This window comes from Suttonella indologenes (genome assembly GCF_900460215.1).
GTDB lineage: Bacteria > Pseudomonadota > Gammaproteobacteria > Cardiobacteriales > Cardiobacteriaceae > Suttonella > Suttonella indologenes.
In genome coordinates, this window is sequence record NZ_UHIA01000004.1 from 213,003 (window position 1) to 233,325 (window position 20,323).

Consider the following 20,323-nt stretch of genomic DNA (forward strand, 5'->3'; position numbering starts at 1 on the left):
TCGTATTCATCGTTTCGCCGATTGTTTGATTTGGCGCTGCCACAGCAGTTTCGCCAAAATTTTTGCGGTTTCCTGCGGCAGGTAGCGAATGGCAAAGGGACGGTTTAAGGCGCTGCAACCCATGCTGTCGAGGATAAGGCTTGCCATGCGGTAGCGGCGGTCAAAGTAATTATGTTGCAGGGCGATGGCATGGATGTTTTTCAAAGCGATGATATGCCAATGTCGCCACAGCCAGCCGTCGCGGTAGAAGAAATAGCCTTTTTCGCAATGCCAGCCGGCAAAGGCGGCGCGCCTTACGGCGGCAATCAATTGCAGCGGTATCAGGGCAAGCCATAGCCACGCAGCGGATTGCACGGGAATTTTTTCGGAGAAACCGACCAAGCCCAGTGCTAAGATGCCGCAATAAAGACTGCTCTTAAAGACATAGGCAATGAAGATTCTGCGCCATGCCCGCGCCGCTAATTGCTGCACCTGCGTAAAATACGGCAGTTGCCAATGCCGGAGCAGGCTTTGAATCGTCTCCTGCTCGGCAATCGGCACTAACAGGCTGATGCCGCGCTCGCCGCCTTTGCCGCCGTCCATGACGGCGGTATCGATGCTGATGCGGTAACGCTTAAACAGGCGCAGGCTGGGATTTTGCTGGATGCGCCAGACCTGTATGCGGGTTTTGCGGATATGGCTGCTGTGTTGGGTCAGCAGTCCGCGTTGCTGCTGAATGCGTTCGCCGCCGCTGTCTAAGAGCGTGAAATGGCTGTAGCCTAAATAAACAAAGAGAATGGCGGAGAGTTTATTCAATATCCATAGGACAAAGAGGGCAAGCAATGCCATGATCCACCAGCGGCTCAAGATTTCCGTCAGCCACAGACTGTCAAACAGACGCCCGCCAATCCACGCTACCATGCGATCATAATCCTGAAACTCAATGAATACATAAAAGATAAAGGCGGAGATGCCCAAGCCTTGGTTAGTACTTAAGCCAAGGCGGATGAGTTCGCCGTGCGGCAGGGGCAGCAGATTATCGCCGGTATGCGGGATTTGCGCTTCCGTCTGTGCGAGGGCGGAGTGATGCGGCGATGATTGGCTTTGCTGCTGGCTGAGCAGATAGCGCTGCAAATGCTGCGCGTCTTCTAAAGAAAGTACGCGCAATACGGCTTCGGATTCGCCGCCGCTGCCCGCGGTTTCAAGCCGCACTTCCGCCACCGCCAGCCAACGATGCAAAACATTGCGGCGAAGATTGACATTATGTAGATTCGCCAGCGGCACATGACGCACGGATTTAAACAGGCGACCGCTATAAATGACGATATCTTCGCCACTGATATGCAGGCGGTAGGAAAGCGCATGCACCAAGGGCAGCACAATCAGCAGAGCGGCAAGAATCAAGATAATGCTGGTCGCCGTCGGGTCGCGAAATTGCTGCCATAAGCCCAGCGCCAACGGTATGACGTTGCCGATCACGAGATTTATCGTAATAAAGAGCCATGAATGACGGTGCAGGCGGCGCGGTGTCAGGGCATTTAAGGCGACGCCCAGTTCAAAAGCCGTCATGAGGCAAGTCCGCTGGCAGGCGGTGTATGCTCGCCAATCAATTCATGGCGTACCGCTTGCGCGTCTTCATACAATAAGCCTCTAAGAACAACGACATTCATGCCGCCAGCGGTATGGATAAACAATTGACTGACCCCGAAACGGCGTTCCAAAGGCCCTTGCCGAACGTCCACATATTGCACGCGCGAACGCGCGATGTAATATTCATGACGCTGCCACAAGCCGATATGAAAACAGAGACTATGATTATCCAGCCGCCATTGACAGCGGCGATGGCGCAGGACGCAGAAATAGCGGCCGTAAGCAGCAGAAGCAAGCGCCAAAATAGCGCCCCAAAACAAAGCCTTTAAAAAGAAGGTTTCCGATTGGGAAAACATTGAGAACAGAACAAATATCAAGCCTACATAAAGCGGCAAGACAAGCAGCAGTATCATTAAGGCAAGATTTGCCATTTGTTCCTGCAAAGCCTCACGTGGCAGCGGCTGAAAATCCATGCTTTACTCCTTCAAGGTTTTTTCAAAGGCATTGAGGCGCTTGTAAATCGACATCAGCTCGACAATATTGCCCCATGAAACGACGAGAAACTGAAACGCGCCTTCCACTTTACCAAAAGCGCGCACGATTTGCTGCATGATGCCCAAGGTCAAGGCGCCGGCAATCAGGCTCGGCCCGAGCGCAATGTAGGGAAAGAGGACGCTGGCTTGCAAATACGCCCATTTCACCAAGTCGAAATACAGATAATTCAGATAGAGAATAAAATAATTTTTGCGCACGTTTTCATAAAGCTGCCCTAAGGTTTCAGGGCGGGCGCGGTCGGCATGGTCTTCGCCGAAAACCAATTCTTTGCGATAGGCGGCTTCGACTTTTTGATTGTTAAATTCCAGTCCCGGCAAACGAATCGCCGCGCCCGCCAATAATGCCGTGCCGACGGCGGCGGAAATCAAAGCTACCCAGACCATCGAATTGGACACCGCGCCAATCCACGGCAATTGCGTTACATGCACGGAGAGCTTGTTCAATTCTGGTAAAAAGGCGAATAAAATCATCACGGAATGCAAAAGCGAGACCGCCAAAGCCTCTACAATGCGAGCAAAGCGCATCGTGTCTTCCTGCACGCGCTGCGAAGCGCCCTCAATATGGCGCAATTTCTGCCAATGGGCGGTGTAGTAATCATTCATCGCCGTGCGCCAGCGAAATACATAATGGCGGACAAAAAAGTCCAGCAGCACCGCAATGCTGACATAGACCGCGGCGATTTTGCCGAAGGTCAGCATCTTAAGCAGAAATTCTTCAAAACTGATGCTATTAGGCTCCGCCAAGACTTTTTGCACCATATCGTAAAAATCGCGGAACCAAGTATTGATATCCACATCCAAGGTTACGCGATACCATGTTGCCAATAAAATCAGCACCGAGCCCAAAGCCGACCAAGCGAACCAGCGGCGGTTTAAAAAGAAACTGCGAAACATCTCCGTCCTCTATCCAATCATGTATAGTCTCTTAACTTCAAAATGAGATTATTCTAATCGCTTCTCCTGACAAAATGTGTATCTCTAAGTCTCATTTTGAAGTTAAGGTACTATAATAAACGTATAGCCCAAATAAGCTAAGAAAAAGCGGAGCATATACTCCGCTGCGTGAATGATAGTATAGCGCGAATTCGGAATAAGAAATCATGTCATTCAAGATGCGATTAGCTTTCCCTGACCGACTATCGCCGGCTACATCGGCATAGCGCGCAATAAACGGGTTCTCAATCCTCATCGCCCAAATAGCCGCCGGTTTGGCGTGACCACAGTCGCGCATAAACACCGTTTTGCGCCAATAATTCCTCATGGCTGCCCTGCTCGATAATCCGACCGGCTTCCAATACGACCAAGCGATCCATTTGCGCAATCGTCGATAAGCGGTGGGCAATGGCAATCACGGTTTTGCCCTGCATGAGCTTGTCCAAGCTGGCTTGAATCGCCGCTTCCACTTCGCTGTCTAAAGCGGAAGTGGCTTCGTCTAAAATCAGAATCGGCGCGTCTTTGAGCAAAACGCGGGCAATGGCAATCCGCTGTCGCTGTCCGCCGGAGAGTTTCACGCCGCGCTCACCAACTTGCGCATCTAAGCCTTCATTACCCTGCGGATCGGATAAATGGGCGATAAATTCCGTCGCTTCCGCCTGTTCAATCGCCGCCTGCAATTGCGCATCCGTGGCATCGGGACGACCGTAGAGAATATTCTCGCGCACCGAGCGGTGCAGCAATGAGGTATCCTGCGTAACCATGGCAATATGGCGGCGCAAACTGTCTTGACTGACTTCTGCGATATTGTGTCCGTCAATGAGGATTTGCCCCGACTGAATATCGTAAAAACGCAGCAAGGCATTGACCAAAGTCGATTTACCCGCACCGCTGCGCCCGACCAAGCCGATTTTCTCGCCGCCGCGAATGTGCAGATTCAAATCGCTAATCACATTAAGCAGTTCATTGCTGCCGTCTTTATGATGGCGTTGATAGCTGAAATTCACGTTCTCAAAGCGAATCTCGCCTTGGCTGACTTGCAAGGTCTTGGCATCAGGCGCATCTTGCACGTTTTTGGGCAGGCTCAACATATTCATGCCGTCGGTTATCGTGCCGATTTGCTCAAACAAACTGCTCACTTCCCACATTACCCAATGCGACATGCCGTTTAAGCGCAAAGCCAAGGATACCGCCACCGCAATCGCACCGGCACCGACATCGCCGTCCAGCCATAAGCCGATTCCGACCGCGGTAACGGCGAAAATCAAGCCGTAATTGATGCTTGCCATACAAATATTCAAGCCCGTGACCAAGCGGAATTGGCGGTACACCGTTTGCATGAAATCGCTCATGGAATCGCGTGCATAAATGCTTTCGCGCTGTGTGTGGGCAAAGAGTTTGACCGTGGAAATATTGGTATAGGCATCGGTGATGCGTCCCGTCATGGTCGAACGGGCATGCGCCTGCTCCTGCGCCACGCGCTTCAAACGCGGCACAAAATGCCACTGCATGGCGATATAGAAAGCAAACCAGACGATAATCGGCAGCAGCAAGACCCAATGAATGCTCGCCAATAACACAAACATTGAGAAGAAATACACCACCACATAGACCATCACGTCCATGGTTTTCAGCACCAATTCCCGCACCGCCAAAGCCGTCTGCATTACTTTGGTGGACACGCGCCCTGCAAACTCGTCCTGATAAAAGCCCATGCTCTGCCCAAGCAGATAATTATGCATGCGCCAGCGCACCGCCATCGGGAAATTGCCCATTAAGGCCTGATGGCGCACCAAAGAAGTCATCAAATTCGTCAGCGGCAAAAACAGCAGCAAAACCAAACTCATGCCTAGCAAACGCCATTTTTCATCCGCCAAAAAATGCTCGGGATTCGCCGCGCCCAGCCAATCGACGATTTTGCCCATAAAGGCAAACAGCGAAACTTCCATGACAGCAAGTAAAAAACTAAAGATTCCTACCAAAACAACCGGTAACAGAAAACCGCGGGAATAATAGCGACAAAAAGCCAATAAAGTTTTAGGCGGAAAACCATTTTCTCCCTCCGGAAAGGGATTCGTCCAACGTTCAAAAAATTTCAGCATCTCATACTCTTTTCAATTCAGGCGGCTATTATAGCGGCAAGACAGAACTAAGGCATTATATAGTCGAAGAATTGAAAAAGTATGACGGCCTTGGCTCGTCTTGCCCTACGCTCTTGTACTGTCTGCGGCTCGCCGCCTTGTACTACTTTTCCACTTCTTCGACGATAGTCGAGGAATTGAAAAAGTATGACGGTCTTGGCTCGTCTTGCTCTACGCTCTTGTACTGTCTGCGGCTCGCCGCCTTGTACTACTTTTTCACTTCTTCGACGATAGTCTGCGGCAATAAAAAACCGACCGTAAAGGTCGGTTTTTTAAATGCTCTTTATCGGCAAATTATTTGATTTTTAAATCTTCTTCATTGCCGCCTTTTTCAAGGTATTCGCTAAACCATTTCGGTTGGCGGCCTTGCCCCGTCCAAGTTTGTCCGCTTTGCGGATGCACATATTTAGCGGCGGCAGGGCGGCGTTTGCCTTTGGCTTTCGCTTCGCCGCCGGTCAATACGGCGATTTGTTGTTCTGCGGCGGCTTGGATTTCTTGAGCGCGTTTCTGGCGTTGGGCGCTCAATTGATTGGTTAATTCGACGAAAGTCGCATTATCTAATTTTGAAATTTCATCTAAAAGCTGAGTTAAATTCATGTATGCTTCCTTATGTATATTTAATAACTGTCACTTAAGACCCGGCTATTTTAAAATCGATTTTTCATTTATGCAAGCAATAAAAAAGAGCCGATGTAATATCGGCTCTTGGATAAGAAAAGATTAGAAGGTTTGGCTGCGCAAATAATCGCGCAATTCGCTGCCTAATTGCGGATGTTCCAAGCCTAATTCGATATTGGCTTGCAAGAAGCCGAGCTTGTCGCCGCAGTCATAGCGTTTGCCCTCATAGCGATAGGCTAATAAGGTTTTCTCCTTAATCAATTTTTGAATCGCATCGGTTAATTGAATTTCGCCGCCGGCGCCGGCTTTGGTGGATTTTAAGATTTGCATAATCCGTCCCGGCAGAATATAGCGCCCGATTGCCGCCAAATTAGAAAGCGCAGTGCCTGCACGCGGTTTTTCGACGATGCCTTCAATGGTAGAGGTACGTTCATCTAATTTTGCGCCTTCGGTAATAATACCGTAGCGATGGGTATGCTCATCCGGTACTTGCTGCACGCCGATAACGCCTTGCTGATGCTTATTATAAAGCTCGACCATTTGTTTCATCACAGGGTTGCCATTGCTATTAATAATTAAATCATCAGCTAATAAAACGGCGAACGGACGATCACGCACAATCGGTTCCGCCATTAATACGGCATGTCCCAATCCTAATGCCATTTCTTGGCGAATAAAGGTAATGTGCATATCGCGCGGCTTAATACGATGCACGACGTCAATAAATTCTTGTTTATTACGATTGGCCAATTCGGTTTCCAATTCATAGGCCATATCGTAATGTTCGGTAATCGACCATTTATTACGACCGGTAACAAAAATCATATTGCGGATACCGGCGGCATAAGCCTCATCGACGGCATATTGAATCAGCGGTTTATCCACCACCGGCAACATTTCTTTGGGCGTGGATTTGGTAGCCGGTAAAAAGCGCGTGCCGAATCCTGCCACTGGAAAGACCGCCAAATTGATTTTTTCAGCTTCAGACATCGTTATTCTTCCATTTCTTTAAGTTGTTCAAGTGCCTCAGACAAGGTGTCTGCGGCATAGATGCTCAGTTTAGCACGGGCGCGGGGCAGATTAGCGCGCGGCAAAATTAACTTCTTAAAACCATGTTGTTCCGCCGCCTTAATTCTGGCTTCGCCGTTGGCGGCGGGGCGTAATTCTCCTGCCAAACCGACTTCGCCGAAAATCACGGTATCGCGCGCAATCGCTTTGCCGCGCAAACTCGAGACTGCCGCCGCCAAGACCGCCAAATCCGAGGCGGTTTCGCTGATTTTCAGCCCGCCGACCACATTCACATACACATCCATATCGTGCATGGAAATGCCGCCATGACGATTCAATACCGCCAGCAGCATCGCCAAACGCCCGCCGTCAAAGCCCTGCGTAACGCGGCGGGCATAATTGCCGCTATTGGCATCGACCAATGCCTGCACTTCCACCAATAAGGCGCGACTGCCTTCCCAGACAGGAAAAATCGCGCTACCCGCCTGATTGCCGTCGGGGCGCGATAAGAAAATCGCCGAGGGATTGCTGACTGCTTTCAAGCCGTTTTCCAGCATCGCGAACATGCCCAGTTCATTCACCGGCCCGAAGCGGTTTTTAATCGCGCGTAACATACGAAAACGGCTGCCCGCCTCGCTTTCAAAATACAGCACCGTATCGACCATATGTTCTAAAACGCGCGGGCCGGCAATCGCGCCTTCTTTGGTCACATGTCCGATGAGAAATACCGTCGTACCGCTGTTTTTGGCAAAACGCACCAATTGCGCCGCGCATTCGCGCAATTGGCTGACGGCACCGGGGGCGGCGGACAGTGCTTCGGAATACAGGGTTTGAATGGAATCCACGACTAAAACCTGCGGCTGATGCGCTTCGGCGGTGGCTAAAATCCGCTCGATTTGGGTTTCGCTGTATAAGGCGATTTTCTCGCGCGACAAACCCAAACGTTGAGCGCGCAAACCAATCTGCCGCGGACTTTCTTCGCCGCTGACATACAGACATTCCACCTGCTGCGCCAAATGATGCACCGTTTGCAGCAATAAAGTCGATTTGCCGATGCCCGGATCACCGCCGATTAAGACCACACTGCCGCGTACCAAACCGCCGCCCAAAACGCGGTCGAATTCGCTGATACCGCTCGGCATGACCGTATCGCGGTGTAAATCCACCTCATGCAGACGTTGCACCTGACCGGCGGCAACCCCTGCATAACCGCCGCTGCGCCCGCCGCGCGGCGGCGTTTTCGTCTCGACGACCGCTTCTTCTTGCAGCGTATTCCATTCGCCGCAGGCATCGCATTTGCCCTGCCATTTGGGAAAACTGCTGCCGCAAGACTGGCAGACAAAACGCGTTTTCGCCTTAGCCATGGCGCACTTCCAAACGCACCCGCGGCGTCAGCATCGTGCTTAAGGTATAAGGAATCGTTTCTGCCGCCGCCGCCACCTCTTCTGCCGCCAATTGCTTGCCGAACAGCTCCACCGCCGTGCCGGCGGGATAATTCTCCGCCCCTAGCCAGATCAAAGCCATATCCATCGTCACGAGCCCGACCAAATAATAGCGCCTGCCCTCAATCAAGACCGGCACTTTGCCGCTCTCAATCCGCCGCGCCCAGCCGTCGCCGTAGCCAATTGCAATCGTGGCAAGATAACCCTCGCTCGGCGCAATAAAACCTTGCGCATAGCCGGCGCTCTCGCCTTGCGATAAATAATGCGTGGCAAGAATTTCGGTTTGCAAAGTCATGACCGCCTGCAAACCGAAATCCGCGCCGCAGCTGTCTTCAAAAGGCGAAAGACCGTAAAGCATAATCCCTGCGCGCAGCCATTCGCCCTGCGCCGCCGGCAGGCGGAATATGGCGGCGGAATTGGCATAGCTGCGCTGCCAAGTATCGGGCAGCTGCAGATGTTGTAGCTGTGCCAATTGTCCCTCTGCATGCGCCAAATCCTCGCTGTCGGCACAGGCAAAATGACTGACCACACCCTGCCAATCCACATACGGCATACATAATGCCTGCGCAAACAAAGCCTCGCTCTCCGCCGCTGCGAAGCCCAAGCGGTGCATGCCGCTGTCGATTTTCAACCAAGCCTTGAGCGGCGTTTGCGCGGCGGCCAGCCAATCCAATTGCCGCTGGTGATGAATTACCGGCTGCAAATCCTGCTCGGCGCACAGGGCGATTTCCTCGGGACTGAAAATCCCTTCCAATAAGACAATCGCCTGCCGCAGACCCGCCGCCCGTAAAGCCACAGCCTCCTCGCTGCAGGCTACCGCATAGCAGGGCGCGACATCGGCAAGAGCCTGCGCCACGCTCAGCGCATCATGCCCGTAGGCATTGGCTTTGACCACCGCCATTATGCGCGCCTGCGGCGCTTGTGCCTGCAAAACCTGCCAATTGTGGCGCAGCGCGGCAAGGTCAATGATTTTTTTCAATGGACGCATGGCATTCCTTAATAATCGTCGTCATCAATAGAAGGGGCGGCATCGCGGAACAGCGAAAACTCGCCTTCAAAAATCAGCGGCACCGTGCCGATAGGACCGTTACGCTGCTTGCCGATAATGACTTCCGCCGCGCGCGGATTGGCGTTTTGCTTGTTATACACCACGTCGCGATAGACAAACATAATCAAATCCGCATCTTGCTCAATCGCCCCCGATTCGCGGATATCCGACATAATCGGGCGTTTGTCGGTGCGGCTTTCCAAGGAGCGGTTCAACTGCGACAGCGCGATAATCGGCACTTCCAATTCTTTTGCCAATAATTTCAAACCGCGCGACAAATCGCCGATTTGAGTGGCGCGGTTCAAATCAGAGCCGCCGCCGGTAGGCAATTCCATCAATTGCATATAATCAATCAAAATCAAACCCAATTCACCCTGCTCGCGTTTTAAGCGGCGGCAGCGGTTGCGGATTTCGTTCAGGGAAATATTGGAACTGTCGTCGATAAAAATCTTCGCATTCATCAATTGCGAGCCGACCGCATATTGGAAGGCATTGTGATTTTGATTGAATTGACCGCGGCGCAGCTGGTTTTGCGGAATTTTAGTCAGGGAAGACAAAATCCGCAGCATCAATTGCCGCGCCGGCATTTCAAGGGAAAAAATCGCTACCGGCAATTCCGCCAATAAAGCCACGCTTTGCGCAATATTGATGGAAAACGCCGTTTTCCCCATCGAAGGACGTCCGGCAATAATAATCAGGTCGCCGCGCTGCAAACCGCTGGTCATATTGTCCAGCTCGGTAAATCCGGTGGGAATACCGGTTACCTCGCCGTCAATCTGCGCCATTTTTTCAATCAAATCGATGGTTTCCGCCAAGACTTGCCGCGTACTCATCAAACCCTGATTGCCGCCGCGGTCGAAAGACTCGGTAATGGCGAAAATTTTGCTCTCGGCATTATCCAAAATCGTACGCGCATCGCGCCCCTCGGGGAAAAAGGCGCTGTTGGCAATCTCACCGGCAGCGCTGATCAAACGCCGTTTAATGCTTTGTTCGCGCACAATTTGCGCATAAATTCCGGCATTGACCGTACTTGGCACTTCCATTGCGATGCGGCGCAAATACTCGTCGCCGCCCGCCTTGTCCAATTCTTCCTTATCGCGCAGACGCGTGAGCAAAGTCGGGCGGTCGAAAGGCTCGTTGCGCTCCGCTAATTCGGCAATCGCCGAGAAAAGCAGGCGGTTGTTGTAATAATAAAAATCCTCCGCCTGCACCACCTCGCTGACTTCGTCCCAGCATTGATTGTCCAGCAATAAGGCGCCGATGACCGCCTGCTCGGCATCGCTGGAACGCGGCGGCTCTTTGACCCGCTCGGCATTGTCATACGAAGAAATAGCGCTTTGATTTTCCATACCTACACCTTATAACTCTATCGACTGAAAAAATGCCGCCCGCCAACCCTGATTGAGCAGGGCATTGTCTTTGTCTTTCAACCACTCGCGCATCTGCCGCGGCGTTGCCAGCATCTCGTCGCTGATATTGAGCGCCGCCGCCGTGCGATGCACATATTTTTCCAATTTCTGATAGCGGCTTTGCTCGCGCGCCGCCAAACGCAAACTACGTTCGGGGGTCGGCGGACTTTCTTGACGATAACGCGCAAATGCTGTCTCAATCGCCGCGCTGTCTTGCAGCATCGAATGCGTCGGCGGCAGCAATTCCGCCAAATCCAGCGCATTTTCAGGCTGACGGCGTGCAGCAGCAACCAAATCCTCATCGCTTAAGACTTTGCGCCGCGGCAAATCTTTGGCGGCGGCAATCTGCTCGCGGATATCCGTCAATGCCTGTGCGGCGGCGTAATGGGCGGTGCGCAAATGCTGCGGCGCACCGCGCAATTTGTACCAAGGCAGCGGCGCAGGCGGCGCAAGGGCTTGCGCCAATTGCCGCGCACATTCTTCCTGCCACCAAGTCAGTCGTCCCAAGGCTTGCAAATCCGCCACCAATAAAGGATAGACTTGCGCCAATAGTGAGACGTCATCGGCGGCATAATCGCATTGCGCCGCCGACAGCGGGCGCGCCAGCCAATCGCTGCGGGTCTCGCTTTTGGGCAGCAAAATGCCCAGATAATGCGCGACCATATCGGCATAGCTGATTGCTTTCTGCGGATAGCACAGGGCAAAGCCGATTTGCGTATCGCGGATTTGCCGCGGCAGCACTCCGCCGATGCTGTACATCAATTCGATATCTTGGCTGCCCGCATGTAGCACCAGCGGTGCCTCATGGGCGGCAAGCTGCGCCCACAGTCCCTCCATTGCCTGCTGCATCGGATCGCATAATTGCACCTGCGCCCAATCCGGCTGATACAGCTGGAGCAAAGCCAGTTTCGGATAATAATGCCGCTCGCGGACAAATTCGCTGTCGTAGAAAAGGATGCGTGCGGCGTTTAAAGATTGCGGCAGACCGAGCTGCCATGTGCTGTAACTCATGGAATAAAAGATTCGCCTTGCCTAGCGGCAAAAGCGGCTAAGGTATCATAAATCGCCATAGATAGAGCGGCTTTATGCTGCGTCTATTTCGGAGAAGTGAAAAAGTAGTACAAGGCGGCGAGCCGCAGACAGTACAAGAGCGTAGGGCAAGGCGAGTCAACGCCGTAATACTTTTTCAATTCTTTGACTATAATGGCTTGGGGAAATAGTAGGCATAATATTGAATGCCCAGCCAACGTCCGAATTTAAAGCCGACTTCGGGAAATTCGGCGATTTTGCGAAAGCCCAATTTCTCATGCAGGGCTTCGCTGGGACGGTTGCCCAAGGTCAGATTGGCGATTAAGACATGCACATCACCGCGCGCGGCAAGTTTGTCTATCAAGGCTTGATATAAGGCGGCGCCCAAGCCGCGGCAGCGTTCTACCGAGCGTTCGGCGTCCAAATAAATCGTGCTTTCAAAACTGTGCGCATAGGCAGGGCGCTCCATCCACGGTTTGGCATAGGCATAGCCGATAAGTTTGCCTTGCATTTCGGCAATCAGATATTCGCCATGGGCAAGAATGCTGCGCATTTGCGCGAGTTTCTGCGCTTCGGATTGCGGGCTGTCGTCAAAGCTGATGACGGAGTGTAGGGAATAATGATTGTAGATGCGCGTAATGGCGGCGACGTCGCTTTCTTCTGCGGTGCGGATTGTCCAAGGATTCATATGTGTTTATCAAAATTTCCTTACTGGTTGAAACCCCTCCCTTTAGGGAGGATAATCTTGTGGGAGAGGTGTAAGCTCTTCCAATTCAGGGCAACACGTAGAGCGACGCTTTATGTGTCGCTCTACGTGTTGAAACACTTCTCCGAAAATAATATAGTACCTTAACTTCAAAATGAGACTTAGAGATACACATTTTGTCAGGAGAAGCGCTTAGAATAATCTTATTTTGAAGTTAAGAGACTATATAAAGACAAGAAAAAAGAGCGGCACAGTGTGACCGCTCTTTTTTCTTGTCAGCGCTTTATTTTTTCGCTTTTTCCTGCATGGCAATCATTCTTTCCAAAGCCGTTTTAATGTCATTTTCATTAAAAGGTTTGCAAATAAATCCTCGCGCACCATATTGCAAAGCCAATAAAGCGGTGGCTTTGTCAGAGAGGGCGGAGACGACTAAAATGCTCACGCCCGTTCCTTTTGCCACTAACTGTTTGATACATTCCAAACCGTCCATATGCGGCATGGTTAAATCCATGGTGACCAAATCGGGGCGGAATTGATCGAATTTTGCTACCGCTTCTTCGCCGTCTTTGGCAGAGGCGACGATTTGAATGTCCGAATCAGCAAAACTTCTGGTGATTCGATTACGGATGATATTGGAGTCATCAACAACCATTAAGGTATATGCCATATTTTATCCTCTAATTTGAAGGAAAAATCGCCACCATTCTGGTGAACTGATTTTCCTTGCTAGTTACGCTTAATTTGCCCTGCGCGGATTTTATCAAATCCGCCACAATATCCATACCTACGCCGCGTCCGGCATCTTGGGTTTGCTGTTTGGCGGTGGAAATGCCGGAGGTCATCATGATGCCGTACAGCGCCTGTTCGGACATCTGCTGCGCCGAGGCGGCGCTTGCCAAACCGGCTTCTACCGCTTTTTGCCGCAATTGATCCAATTGAATGCCTTGTCCGTCATCTTCAATACCTAAGCACAATTCTCCTTTGGCGTTGTTACGCAGCAAGAGCTTGATCGTGCCTTGCGCCGGTTTGCCCGCCGCCTCGCGCACTTCGGGCATTTCGATGCCGTGCGCAATCGCATTTTTCAAAAGCTGGACGGCAATATCTTTATAAACCGTGAATTGCTCGTCTTGCGCATAGACTTCGTCGAAGCCTTCGCATTGCAGACGTACCTGTTTGCCGTAGCGTTGGGCAATGTTTTGCGCATACTGTTCGAAATAGACTTTCCAATGCGTCTGCGCAATGGCTTTGTCTGCCTGCAGATTTGCGGAGGTATTGGTGCCTTCTTCGGCATGGTTCATGCTGCGGCCCATGATGCGCAGGCGTTCGATCAAATTGCTGATGAATTGGTTTAATTCCAGCATTTCTTCCAAGTTTACGGTAAAGGACAGGAAGTCATTGCCGCTCAGATTGGTACGCTGTTGCAATTCTTTTAAGAGCTCTTCCTGTCTTTCCGCCGCATTAACAAAGCCTTCCAAGCCCAAAGCCGAAGCGTCGCCTTTCAGACTGTGCATTTCGCGAAAGAGCAGATTGTTTTTATCGCGCAAACCCATGCGTCCATGCACTTTTTGTTTTAAGACTTCGTTCATCTTATCGATTCTTTGCTTGGTATTGGCAATGAATGACAATAAATGCTGTTGATCGATGGATAAAATAGTGCCGATCATTTCCAATTCGCGGTCATGCTGTTCTCTTACTTTTTCAAGGTTTCTTTCCAAAAGCACCGCTTCGGTTACATCGATCACGCTGACAAATACCTTATTCACTTCATCGTTTTGCCCATTGTTGATGCGCAAGAAGTTGAAATCCAGATATTTGGTTTTTACCGTGCCGTCGTCTGCCAAAATATTGGTCTTAATTTGCTTTAAGGGATTTAAATCTTGGATTAATTCTTCCACTACCCAAGCGTTATATAGCTGATCGACGAATAATTTGGCATTGTTCAAATCCGCTTCTGAAATCGAGCCCTGCAAAATTTCTAATAAGGTTTTGCCTTGCAGATCTTTTTTCTGCAAAATCGATTCCAAGCTGCGCGAATATTCGTCGGAAATCACCAATTCTTTGTCAATCAGGAATAAGCCTTCATTTACCGTATCCAAAATATCGGTGGTCTGCTGACGGGCAATGGCTAAGCGGCTGTCGCCTTGCAGTAATTGACGCAGAGCGCCGAAGACGATGAAGAAGAATAAGAGAAATGCCAAAACCAAGCCGCCCAATTGAATTTGTTCGGATAATTTGGATTGTTTGGCAATTTCCGTATCCAAGGCGGCGGATAGGTGATTGGCTTCGGTCAATAATGCCTGATTATACAGGCGCGAATAATCGACCAGATAGTTACTGGTTTGCTCCGATACCACGCCTTTTTGCGTATCGCGAATGAAGTTATCGAGCAAACCCAGATAAGGCGTCCAAATCTTCTGGGTTTCCGCCAAGCTTTTTACCGCCGCAGGATTGTCGGCAGGAGATAGATTTACGTTGTTGCCGTCTGTGCCGCTGATGCTGCCACCTCTTTGGAATGCCGCTAAGCCTTGAGTAAATAAATCACGCTGCGCCTGAATTTCCGCAATCTTATAAATGGCAATTTGCGGTAATTCCTCTAGCTTGACTTCCCGCTGCGCCGTTTGAGAGAGCGGGGCTTTTTGCGCCAAGGCTTCTTGAATGTATAGATTAATATCGTAGAGGTTTTTGGATAATTGTTGCGTAATTGTCCCTTGTTGTCCGGAAACATCAAGCGCTTGAGCCAATTGGGCAAAGCGTGCGGCGAATAGATAGTTCAGCAATAAGGTCGAAATCGTCAGCAGCAGAAACATGACGACTAAAATAATGAGGGATAAATACTTGCGATATTTAAACGGTTTTTTGGTTGTGGCTTTCATCAAAATTTCCTTACTGGTTGAAACCCCTCCCTTTAGGGAGGATAATCTTGTGGGAGAGGTGTAACCTCTTCCAATTCAGGGCAACACACAGAGCGACGCTTTATGTGTCGCTCTGTGTGTTGAAACATCAATCTCTCCAAATATCTTTATTTACCGGCTTCGGGGTCTTGATAGGGAACATTTATTACTTTGTATTCCATACGATAATCAATGCCTTTCATCGCCTCTTCGCCGGCGGCTAAATTCGCGGCTAAGCGCAAGGCGGTTCTGGCCTGATTGTCGTAATCATTAAATACGGTTGCCACCATATCACCGGCACGTACCATGTCTTTACCGATGGCGCCGCCGTCAATGCCGAAAACAGGCAGTGAAATATTGTGTTTTTTCAAGGCATCAATCGCGCCGATCGCCATATTGTCGTTATTGGCGAGCAAGATTTCTATTTGATTGAATTCGGGCGATTGTATCCAGTTTTCCACCACTTCTGCCGCTTTGTCGCGGCGAAATAGAGCGGTTTCTTGGAAGATTTTCTGTACCGGCAAACCGAGGGCGGGATAGTTTTGCATCGTACCTACCGACCATTTGGTACGTGCCATGGCGCCGGCATGGTTGGGAATGCCTTCCAATAAAGCATAGGCAATCACGCCGTCTTGGTTTTTATCCCATTGAGGATTGGCATTCCAATGTTTGAGCACTTGCAGGCCTTGAATAACGCCGGCTAAAGCCGCGTCGCCGTCAACGAAATAGCTGTTATGGCAGCCGGCAAGATTTTTATCGCCGGGGTTGCGGTTGATATAAACCACGGGAATGCCTTTGGCACAATATTTATTGACGAATTCTTGTCCTGCAGAGACGTCCACCAAATTGACGACTAAGGCTTTCGCACCTTGGGCAATCATGCCGTCAAGCTGTTGGTATTGCAGGTTTTGATCATTATTGGCTTGTTGCAGTAGTAATTTGAGCGCAGGCTGTTCTTTGCCGGCTTGCTCAAAAGATTGGTACATGTCTTTAAAAAAAGCGTTCGTTTCGGTTGCGCTCATTGAAACGCCGACAGTGCTTGCGGGGTAGGCGGTATTTGCTTGTTCTTCCGATTGGGAGCAGGCGGCACATAGGGTAATCGCAAGCCCTAAAGGCAGGCAATATTGGTTCATTAAGTCTCCTTATTGTAAGATCTGAAAATAAAAACAGGGTTTTAGGGTGCGTTGCACTTCATATTTGAATCTGCCTCATATTAAAATCACGGATAGCCCAGGATACTTGCTTACGGATTTTCTTTTGTAATTAAAGCAAACCCACTCTCCATCAACAACAAACTACTGGCGTTGGTGAGCCACGCAGAAAAAGGTCATGAAACAAGCTGATTAGTTGATCAACAACAAACTACTGGCGGTGGTGAGCCACGTTGGCAAACCACCTGCAAAACCACGCCACACTCGCCAACCCATCAACAGCAAAAACAGCATCACCATGGCTAACGTCAATAGCAACGCCAACCAAGTGGGCATGTGGCAAGTGGGTATGTGGGGAACTGTGGGCGTTTGAGTGGGCTGTTTATGAACCGATGTTTAATTTTTCATCTTAGTTTTCATTGTTCATCTTAATTTTTGGCACAAACACACCATAGCCTGATTGCTGCATTTTATCCACAGGAATAAACTGCAACGCACCGCCATTGATACAATAGCGTAAGCCTCCCTTATCTTTAGGACCATCAGGGAACACATGCCCTAAATGGGAGTCTGCCACTCGTGAGCGAACTTCTGTGCGTATCATGTTATAGCTGGTGTCGTTGTGCTGGGTGATGACCTGTGGGGCAATCGGTTTGGTAAAACTTGGCCAGCCACACCCTGAATTGTATTTGTCTGTGGACAAAAATAATGGCTCACCACTGACCACATCGACATAAATACCAGGGGCAAATAAGTGGTCATATTCATGGCTAAATGCCCGTTCTGTACCCCCATTTTGGGTGATGTTGTATTGGGCTTTGCTGAGTGTGTTTTTAAGATTTTTGTCTTTATATGTCTGATACCGCTTGGGGTCAAGAGCTTGTTCAATGCTGTTGGCAGGTGCTAAGCTCTGCGATGGTTCGGTCGGTAGGGCATCATCTGCCAAGCTGATATCAATATGACAATAACCATTGGGGTTTTTACTCAGATAATCTTGATGATAATCTTCTGCTTGGGTAAAATTTCGTAGTGGCAAATTTTCTACCACGATGGAGGATTTGTGCTTGTTCTGTAATTGTGCCAGAGCGTTGGTAATGACGGCTTTATCTTCTACTGTGCTGTCTTTAGGATAATAGATGCCTGTGCGGTACTGCACACCACGGTCGTTGCCTTGCTTGTTGACACTGGTGGGGTCAATCACTCGAAAATAGTATGCCAGTAAAGTTGCTAAGTCAATTTTATCACTGTCATAAGTTACCTTAACTGTCTCTGCATGACCCGAACCTGCGATGACTTGCTCATAACTTGGGTTGTCGGTATTGCCATTGGCATAGCCTGACACGGCATCAACCACACCATCTATCCGCTCCATATAAGCTTCCACGCCCCAAAAACAACCGCCTGCCAAATAAATGGTTTTAGTGCGTATGGGCGAACCATCGGCTTTATAAAACGCTTTGGCTGATGAGACTGGTTTGGCATTGGCAACCACGCTGGGGGTATTTTTGCCCTTTAAATCAGCAAAATCCTTATCTGCATTTGCCGCCAACGCTTGGGCTTGCTCAGTGGTCAGGTTGCCTTTTATCAGACGCACCAAATTGCCTTTTTTATCCAAAATCGCCCAACTTGGATACACTTGCACGCCAAGACGAGCAATCAGCTCCCCTGAATCATCAAGCAGCACTGGCAATTTAGGATAATCCCCCTGCACGCCAGCATACCACTGGCGAAACTCATCAGCAGGTTTTTCATTTAAATGGCTGGGGCTTGCCACGGTGATGATGTTCAGCCCTGCAAAGGCAGGGTCTTGTCGCCAGTCTTGGGTTTCTGCCAAAGTCCCCAAGCACAGTGGGCACCAACTCGCCCAAAACTTCACCAAGGTGGGTTTATCGGCATCAATGACTTGCTTGCCTGTTTCACCCAAATGAGCGGTAATTTGTGGCAAGGCAGACAAGTTTTTGAGCGTTTTAGATGGCAACATGTCTTTGCTGTCTGTTTTACCTGCCATGTCACTGTGAGTAACCGCATCGCCATTCGTCACATTGTCGTGAGCGTTGCTCATTTGCCCACAAGCGGACAACAACACGCTGATAAGGGCAATACTGCCCTTAGCCGCATGATTTTTAGTAACATGGTTCATGATATGGCTCATGGTATGCTTGATGGGGGTGTTCATAAATTCCTCACATGACAAAACTTGCCGTAAAAAAATGTACCTTAATGCGTCAATGCGTCAGTGGCATTCGCTCAATGGCATTCATCATGATAAACGAACTGTCCAATGGTTGCCAAGTTGTTTGTGTGGTCATTTGTGTTGTGATTGATGTTGGCAAATGTTTTTTATAACGATGTTTTTCTGACGATGTTTTTCTAGCAATGTTAGGGCGTGTTGAACATTGAAAAAGAAAATTTTGTCAAAAAAATAGCGAGATAGTACACTTTAAGCTCTAACCCAAAAAGAGAACTACTCGCTATGACTAAGCCCAGACTCATGCTAAATGATAAGCGCTAAATGATAAGCAATATAAAAGACTTAAACCCATTTCACTTGAAATTGGTTTGTATGACAAACCCAACTTACGAAAGACTGTAGAAGGTGTATTGTATCGAATGCGAGTAGGCTTACCATGGCGAGACCTACCCAAATATTTTGGGAAACACAATACAGTTTACAAAGCCTTCAACCGTTGGTCAGCCAATAACAAGCTCATTTTACTGTTTAACAAAGTAATAAACCAACCAGACATGGAATGGGTCTTTATTGATGATAGCCACATCAAAGCCCATCAACATATAGTCAAAGAATTGAAAAAGTATTACGGCGTTGGCTCGCCTTGCCGTACGCTTTTGTACTGTCTGCGGCTCGCCGCCTTGTACTACTTTTTCACTTCTCCGACTATAGTAAGCAATCCAATGACCATATGGACTGGTATTTATACAAGTTTCGGCATTTAGTTGAAAACGCTTTTTGCAAAATTAAAGATTATCGAGCGATTGCCACACGCTTTGATAAGCTAAAAAGAAACTTTGAAAATAATGTGGCTCTAGCCTTTGTTTATCAATGGCTTAAGATATGAATGTTCAATAGACCCTAGTATATCGTTTGCTAAGGTTTTATTTAAAATACGGATATTTCCATTATCTGTATTTGCAATTGCAGACGCTTGATCATAAAAACCCGCCCAAAGTACAGTTGTTTTACCGTCTACATGAACTGATTGTTCATTAATAAACTTAGTTAATTCTTCACGGAGTATCTGTCCTTCCTTATTTTGAGTTCTTTCTAACAAATCATTTTCTGCATTTTTTAAATCAATATCTGTATAAGACTTCATAGACTCATCTCCGAAAAATCAATTTCAAATTTGTATTCAGATGCTTTAGGATCTAAGTAAATCCCTGATCCACGATTAACATTCATTGCTTTAGTAAACGTGTTGATAAAGATATTCTTATCAAATTTACTTGTATTTAACAACTCCACATTTCTAACTATGAAATAGTATGTTTGTTCTTTATTGAATTTAGCTTTAGGAGTTATAGTTTCAACTCGAATAAGAGAGTCACTGAAAAAAAATATAAACCAACGCCTTAAATACTCACCATATTTTTTCTCAAGATCATCTGAATACATGTCTTGCCTTTCCTTCTTTTCCAAGAAAAGTAAACTGTGTTCTTTTTCATCAATTGTTAAATTTCTTACATTAAAAAACTTTTTAAGAAAACCATATTGAACTTCATAGAGAACTCGATTTTCTTGTGGGATTTCAACATTTACATAATTCATAAATACTCTTTCTGTAATTTAATTGTTTATTTTTTAA

At 48.8% G+C, this 20,323-nt stretch carries 18 protein-coding genes and 1 pseudogene; 2 read left to right on the forward strand and 17 right to left on the reverse strand.

Features of this window, described 5'->3' with window-relative positions; genetic code table 11:
- Positions 1 to 6 precede the first annotated feature (6 nt).
- The 14 genes from DYC63_RS05050 to DYC63_RS05125 all read right to left on the reverse strand — a co-directional run bounded on the left by DYC63_RS05050 (position 7) and on the right by DYC63_RS05125 (position 16,481).
- Positions 7 to 1,548, reverse strand: a complete 1,542-nt coding sequence (locus tag DYC63_RS05050) for a PH domain-containing protein (protein WP_115218244.1) — start codon at positions 1,546 to 1,548, stop codon at positions 7 to 9.
- Complete coding sequence (locus DYC63_RS05055) at positions 1,545 to 2,042, reverse strand: PH domain-containing protein (protein WP_115218245.1); 498 nt, start codon at positions 2,040 to 2,042, stop codon at positions 1,545 to 1,547. The genes DYC63_RS05050 and DYC63_RS05055 overlap by 4 nt, the downstream gene beginning before the upstream one ends.
- 3 nt (positions 2,043 to 2,045) lie before the next feature.
- Positions 2,046 to 3,017, reverse strand: a complete 972-nt coding sequence (locus tag DYC63_RS05060) for a putative transporter (protein ID WP_115218246.1) — start codon at positions 3,015 to 3,017, stop codon at positions 2,046 to 2,048.
- Positions 3,018 to 3,301: 284 nt separating this feature from the next.
- Positions 3,302 to 5,158, reverse strand: coding sequence for an ABC transporter ATP-binding protein (locus DYC63_RS05065; protein WP_115218247.1), 1,857 nt, complete (start codon positions 5,156 to 5,158; stop codon positions 3,302 to 3,304).
- A 333-nt stretch (positions 5,159 to 5,491) separates the two neighbouring features.
- On the reverse strand, positions 5,492 to 5,794 hold the full coding sequence (locus DYC63_RS05070) for an H-NS histone family protein (RefSeq protein WP_115218248.1): 303 nt from the start codon (positions 5,792 to 5,794) through the stop codon (positions 5,492 to 5,494).
- Between the two features lie 123 nt (positions 5,795 to 5,917).
- Positions 5,918 to 6,805: a UTP--glucose-1-phosphate uridylyltransferase GalU gene (gene galU / locus DYC63_RS05075; protein WP_115218249.1), complete on the reverse strand. Its 888-nt coding sequence runs from the start codon at positions 6,803 to 6,805 to the stop codon at positions 5,918 to 5,920.
- Between the two features lie 2 nt (positions 6,806 to 6,807).
- Complete coding sequence (gene radA / locus DYC63_RS05080; protein WP_115218250.1) at positions 6,808 to 8,187, reverse strand: DNA repair protein RadA; 1,380 nt, start codon at positions 8,185 to 8,187, stop codon at positions 6,808 to 6,810.
- The gene (gene alr / locus DYC63_RS05085; protein WP_115218251.1) at positions 8,180 to 9,253 is read right to left on the reverse strand and encodes an alanine racemase; all 1,074 of its coding nucleotides are present in this window, start codon (positions 9,251 to 9,253) and stop codon (positions 8,180 to 8,182) included. The genes radA and alr overlap by 8 nt, the downstream gene beginning before the upstream one ends.
- Positions 9,254 to 9,261: 8 nt before the next feature.
- Positions 9,262 to 10,662: a replicative DNA helicase gene (dnaB, locus tag DYC63_RS05090; protein WP_115218252.1), complete on the reverse strand. Its 1,401-nt coding sequence runs from the start codon at positions 10,660 to 10,662 to the stop codon at positions 9,262 to 9,264.
- 9 nt (positions 10,663 to 10,671) lie between these two features.
- Positions 10,672 to 11,733 carry a ribonuclease D gene (locus tag DYC63_RS05095; RefSeq protein ID WP_115218253.1) on the reverse strand — a complete coding sequence of 354 codons (1,062 nt, stop codon included), beginning with the start codon at positions 11,731 to 11,733 and terminating at the stop codon, positions 10,672 to 10,674.
- A gap of 187 nt (positions 11,734 to 11,920) precedes the next feature.
- Positions 11,921 to 12,439, reverse strand: a complete 519-nt coding sequence (locus tag DYC63_RS05100) for a GNAT family N-acetyltransferase (RefSeq protein WP_115218254.1) — start codon at positions 12,437 to 12,439, stop codon at positions 11,921 to 11,923.
- Positions 12,440 to 12,740: 301 nt separating this feature from the next.
- A complete protein-coding gene (locus DYC63_RS05110) occupies positions 12,741 to 13,124 on the reverse strand; it encodes a response regulator transcription factor (RefSeq protein ID WP_115218255.1) in 384 nt (127 codons plus the stop codon).
- A gap of 10 nt (positions 13,125 to 13,134) precedes the next feature.
- On the reverse strand, positions 13,135 to 15,330 hold the full coding sequence (locus DYC63_RS05115; protein WP_115218256.1) for an ATP-binding protein: 2,196 nt from the start codon (positions 15,328 to 15,330) through the stop codon (positions 13,135 to 13,137).
- A gap of 146 nt (positions 15,331 to 15,476) precedes the next feature.
- A complete protein-coding gene (locus tag DYC63_RS05125; protein WP_218564553.1) occupies positions 15,477 to 16,481 on the reverse strand; it encodes a galactose ABC transporter substrate-binding protein in 1,005 nt (334 codons plus the stop codon).
- 241 nt (positions 16,482 to 16,722) lie between these two features.
- Between DYC63_RS05125 and DYC63_RS12590 the strand changes: the two genes are divergently transcribed.
- A complete protein-coding gene (locus DYC63_RS12590) occupies positions 16,723 to 16,872 on the forward strand; it encodes a hypothetical protein (protein ID WP_172459425.1) in 150 nt (49 codons plus the stop codon).
- Between the two features lie 36 nt (positions 16,873 to 16,908).
- Here DYC63_RS12590 and msrAB read toward each other — a convergent pair whose 3' ends face one another.
- Positions 16,909 to 18,639: a bifunctional peptide-methionine (S)-S-oxide reductase MsrA/peptide-methionine (R)-S-oxide reductase MsrB gene (msrAB, locus tag DYC63_RS05130; protein WP_218564637.1), complete on the reverse strand. Its 1,731-nt coding sequence runs from the start codon at positions 18,637 to 18,639 to the stop codon at positions 16,909 to 16,911.
- Between the two features lie 401 nt (positions 18,640 to 19,040).
- Between msrAB and DYC63_RS13725 the strand changes: the two are divergent.
- A pseudogene (locus tag DYC63_RS13725) lies at positions 19,041 to 19,576 on the forward strand (transposase).
- Here DYC63_RS13725 and DYC63_RS05140 read toward each other — a convergent pair.
- Positions 19,544 to 19,834 carry a hypothetical protein gene (locus tag DYC63_RS05140; protein WP_115218257.1) on the reverse strand — a complete coding sequence of 97 codons (291 nt, stop codon included), beginning with the start codon at positions 19,832 to 19,834 and terminating at the stop codon, positions 19,544 to 19,546. The pseudogene DYC63_RS13725 and the gene DYC63_RS05140 sit on opposite strands and share 33 nt — an antisense overlap.
- A complete protein-coding gene (locus DYC63_RS05145; protein WP_115218258.1) occupies positions 19,831 to 20,286 on the reverse strand; it encodes a hypothetical protein in 456 nt (151 codons plus the stop codon). The genes DYC63_RS05140 and DYC63_RS05145 overlap by 4 nt, the downstream gene beginning before the upstream one ends.
- Positions 20,287 to 20,323 lie beyond the last annotated feature (37 nt).

Excerpts from the sequence above, each read along its gene's own strand:
- DYC63_RS05050 (WP_115218244.1), bottom strand. The coding sequence starts at position 1,548 with ATGACGGCTTTTGAACTGGGCGTCGCCTTAAATGCCCTGACACCGCGC.
- DYC63_RS05065 (WP_115218247.1), bottom strand. The coding sequence starts at position 5,158 with ATGCTGAAATTTTTTGAACGTTGGACGAATCCCTTTCCGGAGGGAGAA.
- DYC63_RS05055 (WP_115218245.1), bottom strand. The coding sequence starts at position 2,042 with ATGGATTTTCAGCCGCTGCCACGTGAGGCTTTGCAGGAACAAATGGCA.
- DYC63_RS05125 (WP_218564553.1), bottom strand. The coding sequence starts at position 16,481 with ATGAACCAATATTGCCTGCCTTTAGGGCTTGCGATTACCCTATGTGCC.
- DYC63_RS05110 (WP_115218255.1), bottom strand. The coding sequence starts at position 13,124 with ATGGCATATACCTTAATGGTTGTTGATGACTCCAATATCATCCGTAAT.
- DYC63_RS05145 (WP_115218258.1), bottom strand. The coding sequence starts at position 20,286 with ATGAATTATGTAAATGTTGAAATCCCACAAGAAAATCGAGTTCTCTAT.
- DYC63_RS05060 (WP_115218246.1), bottom strand. The coding sequence starts at position 3,017 with ATGTTTCGCAGTTTCTTTTTAAACCGCCGCTGGTTCGCTTGGTCGGCT.
- msrAB (WP_218564637.1), bottom strand. The coding sequence starts at position 18,639 with ATGAACCATGTTACTAAAAATCATGCGGCTAAGGGCAGTATTGCCCTT.
- alr (WP_115218251.1), bottom strand. The coding sequence starts at position 9,253 with ATGCGTCCATTGAAAAAAATCATTGACCTTGCCGCGCTGCGCCACAAT.
- dnaB (WP_115218252.1), bottom strand. The coding sequence starts at position 10,662 with ATGGAAAATCAAAGCGCTATTTCTTCGTATGACAATGCCGAGCGGGTC.
- DYC63_RS05140 (WP_115218257.1), bottom strand. The coding sequence starts at position 19,834 with ATGAAGTCTTATACAGATATTGATTTAAAAAATGCAGAAAATGATTTG.
- radA (WP_115218250.1), bottom strand. The coding sequence starts at position 8,187 with ATGGCTAAGGCGAAAACGCGTTTTGTCTGCCAGTCTTGCGGCAGCAGT.
- DYC63_RS05095 (WP_115218253.1), bottom strand. The coding sequence starts at position 11,733 with ATGAGTTACAGCACATGGCAGCTCGGTCTGCCGCAATCTTTAAACGCC.
- DYC63_RS05070 (WP_115218248.1), bottom strand. The coding sequence starts at position 5,794 with ATGAATTTAACTCAGCTTTTAGATGAAATTTCAAAATTAGATAATGCG.
- DYC63_RS05115 (WP_115218256.1), bottom strand. The coding sequence starts at position 15,330 with ATGAAAGCCACAACCAAAAAACCGTTTAAATATCGCAAGTATTTATCC.
- galU (WP_115218249.1), bottom strand. The coding sequence starts at position 6,805 with ATGTCTGAAGCTGAAAAAATCAATTTGGCGGTCTTTCCAGTGGCAGGA.
- DYC63_RS05100 (WP_115218254.1), bottom strand. The coding sequence starts at position 12,439 with ATGAATCCTTGGACAATCCGCACCGCAGAAGAAAGCGACGTCGCCGCC.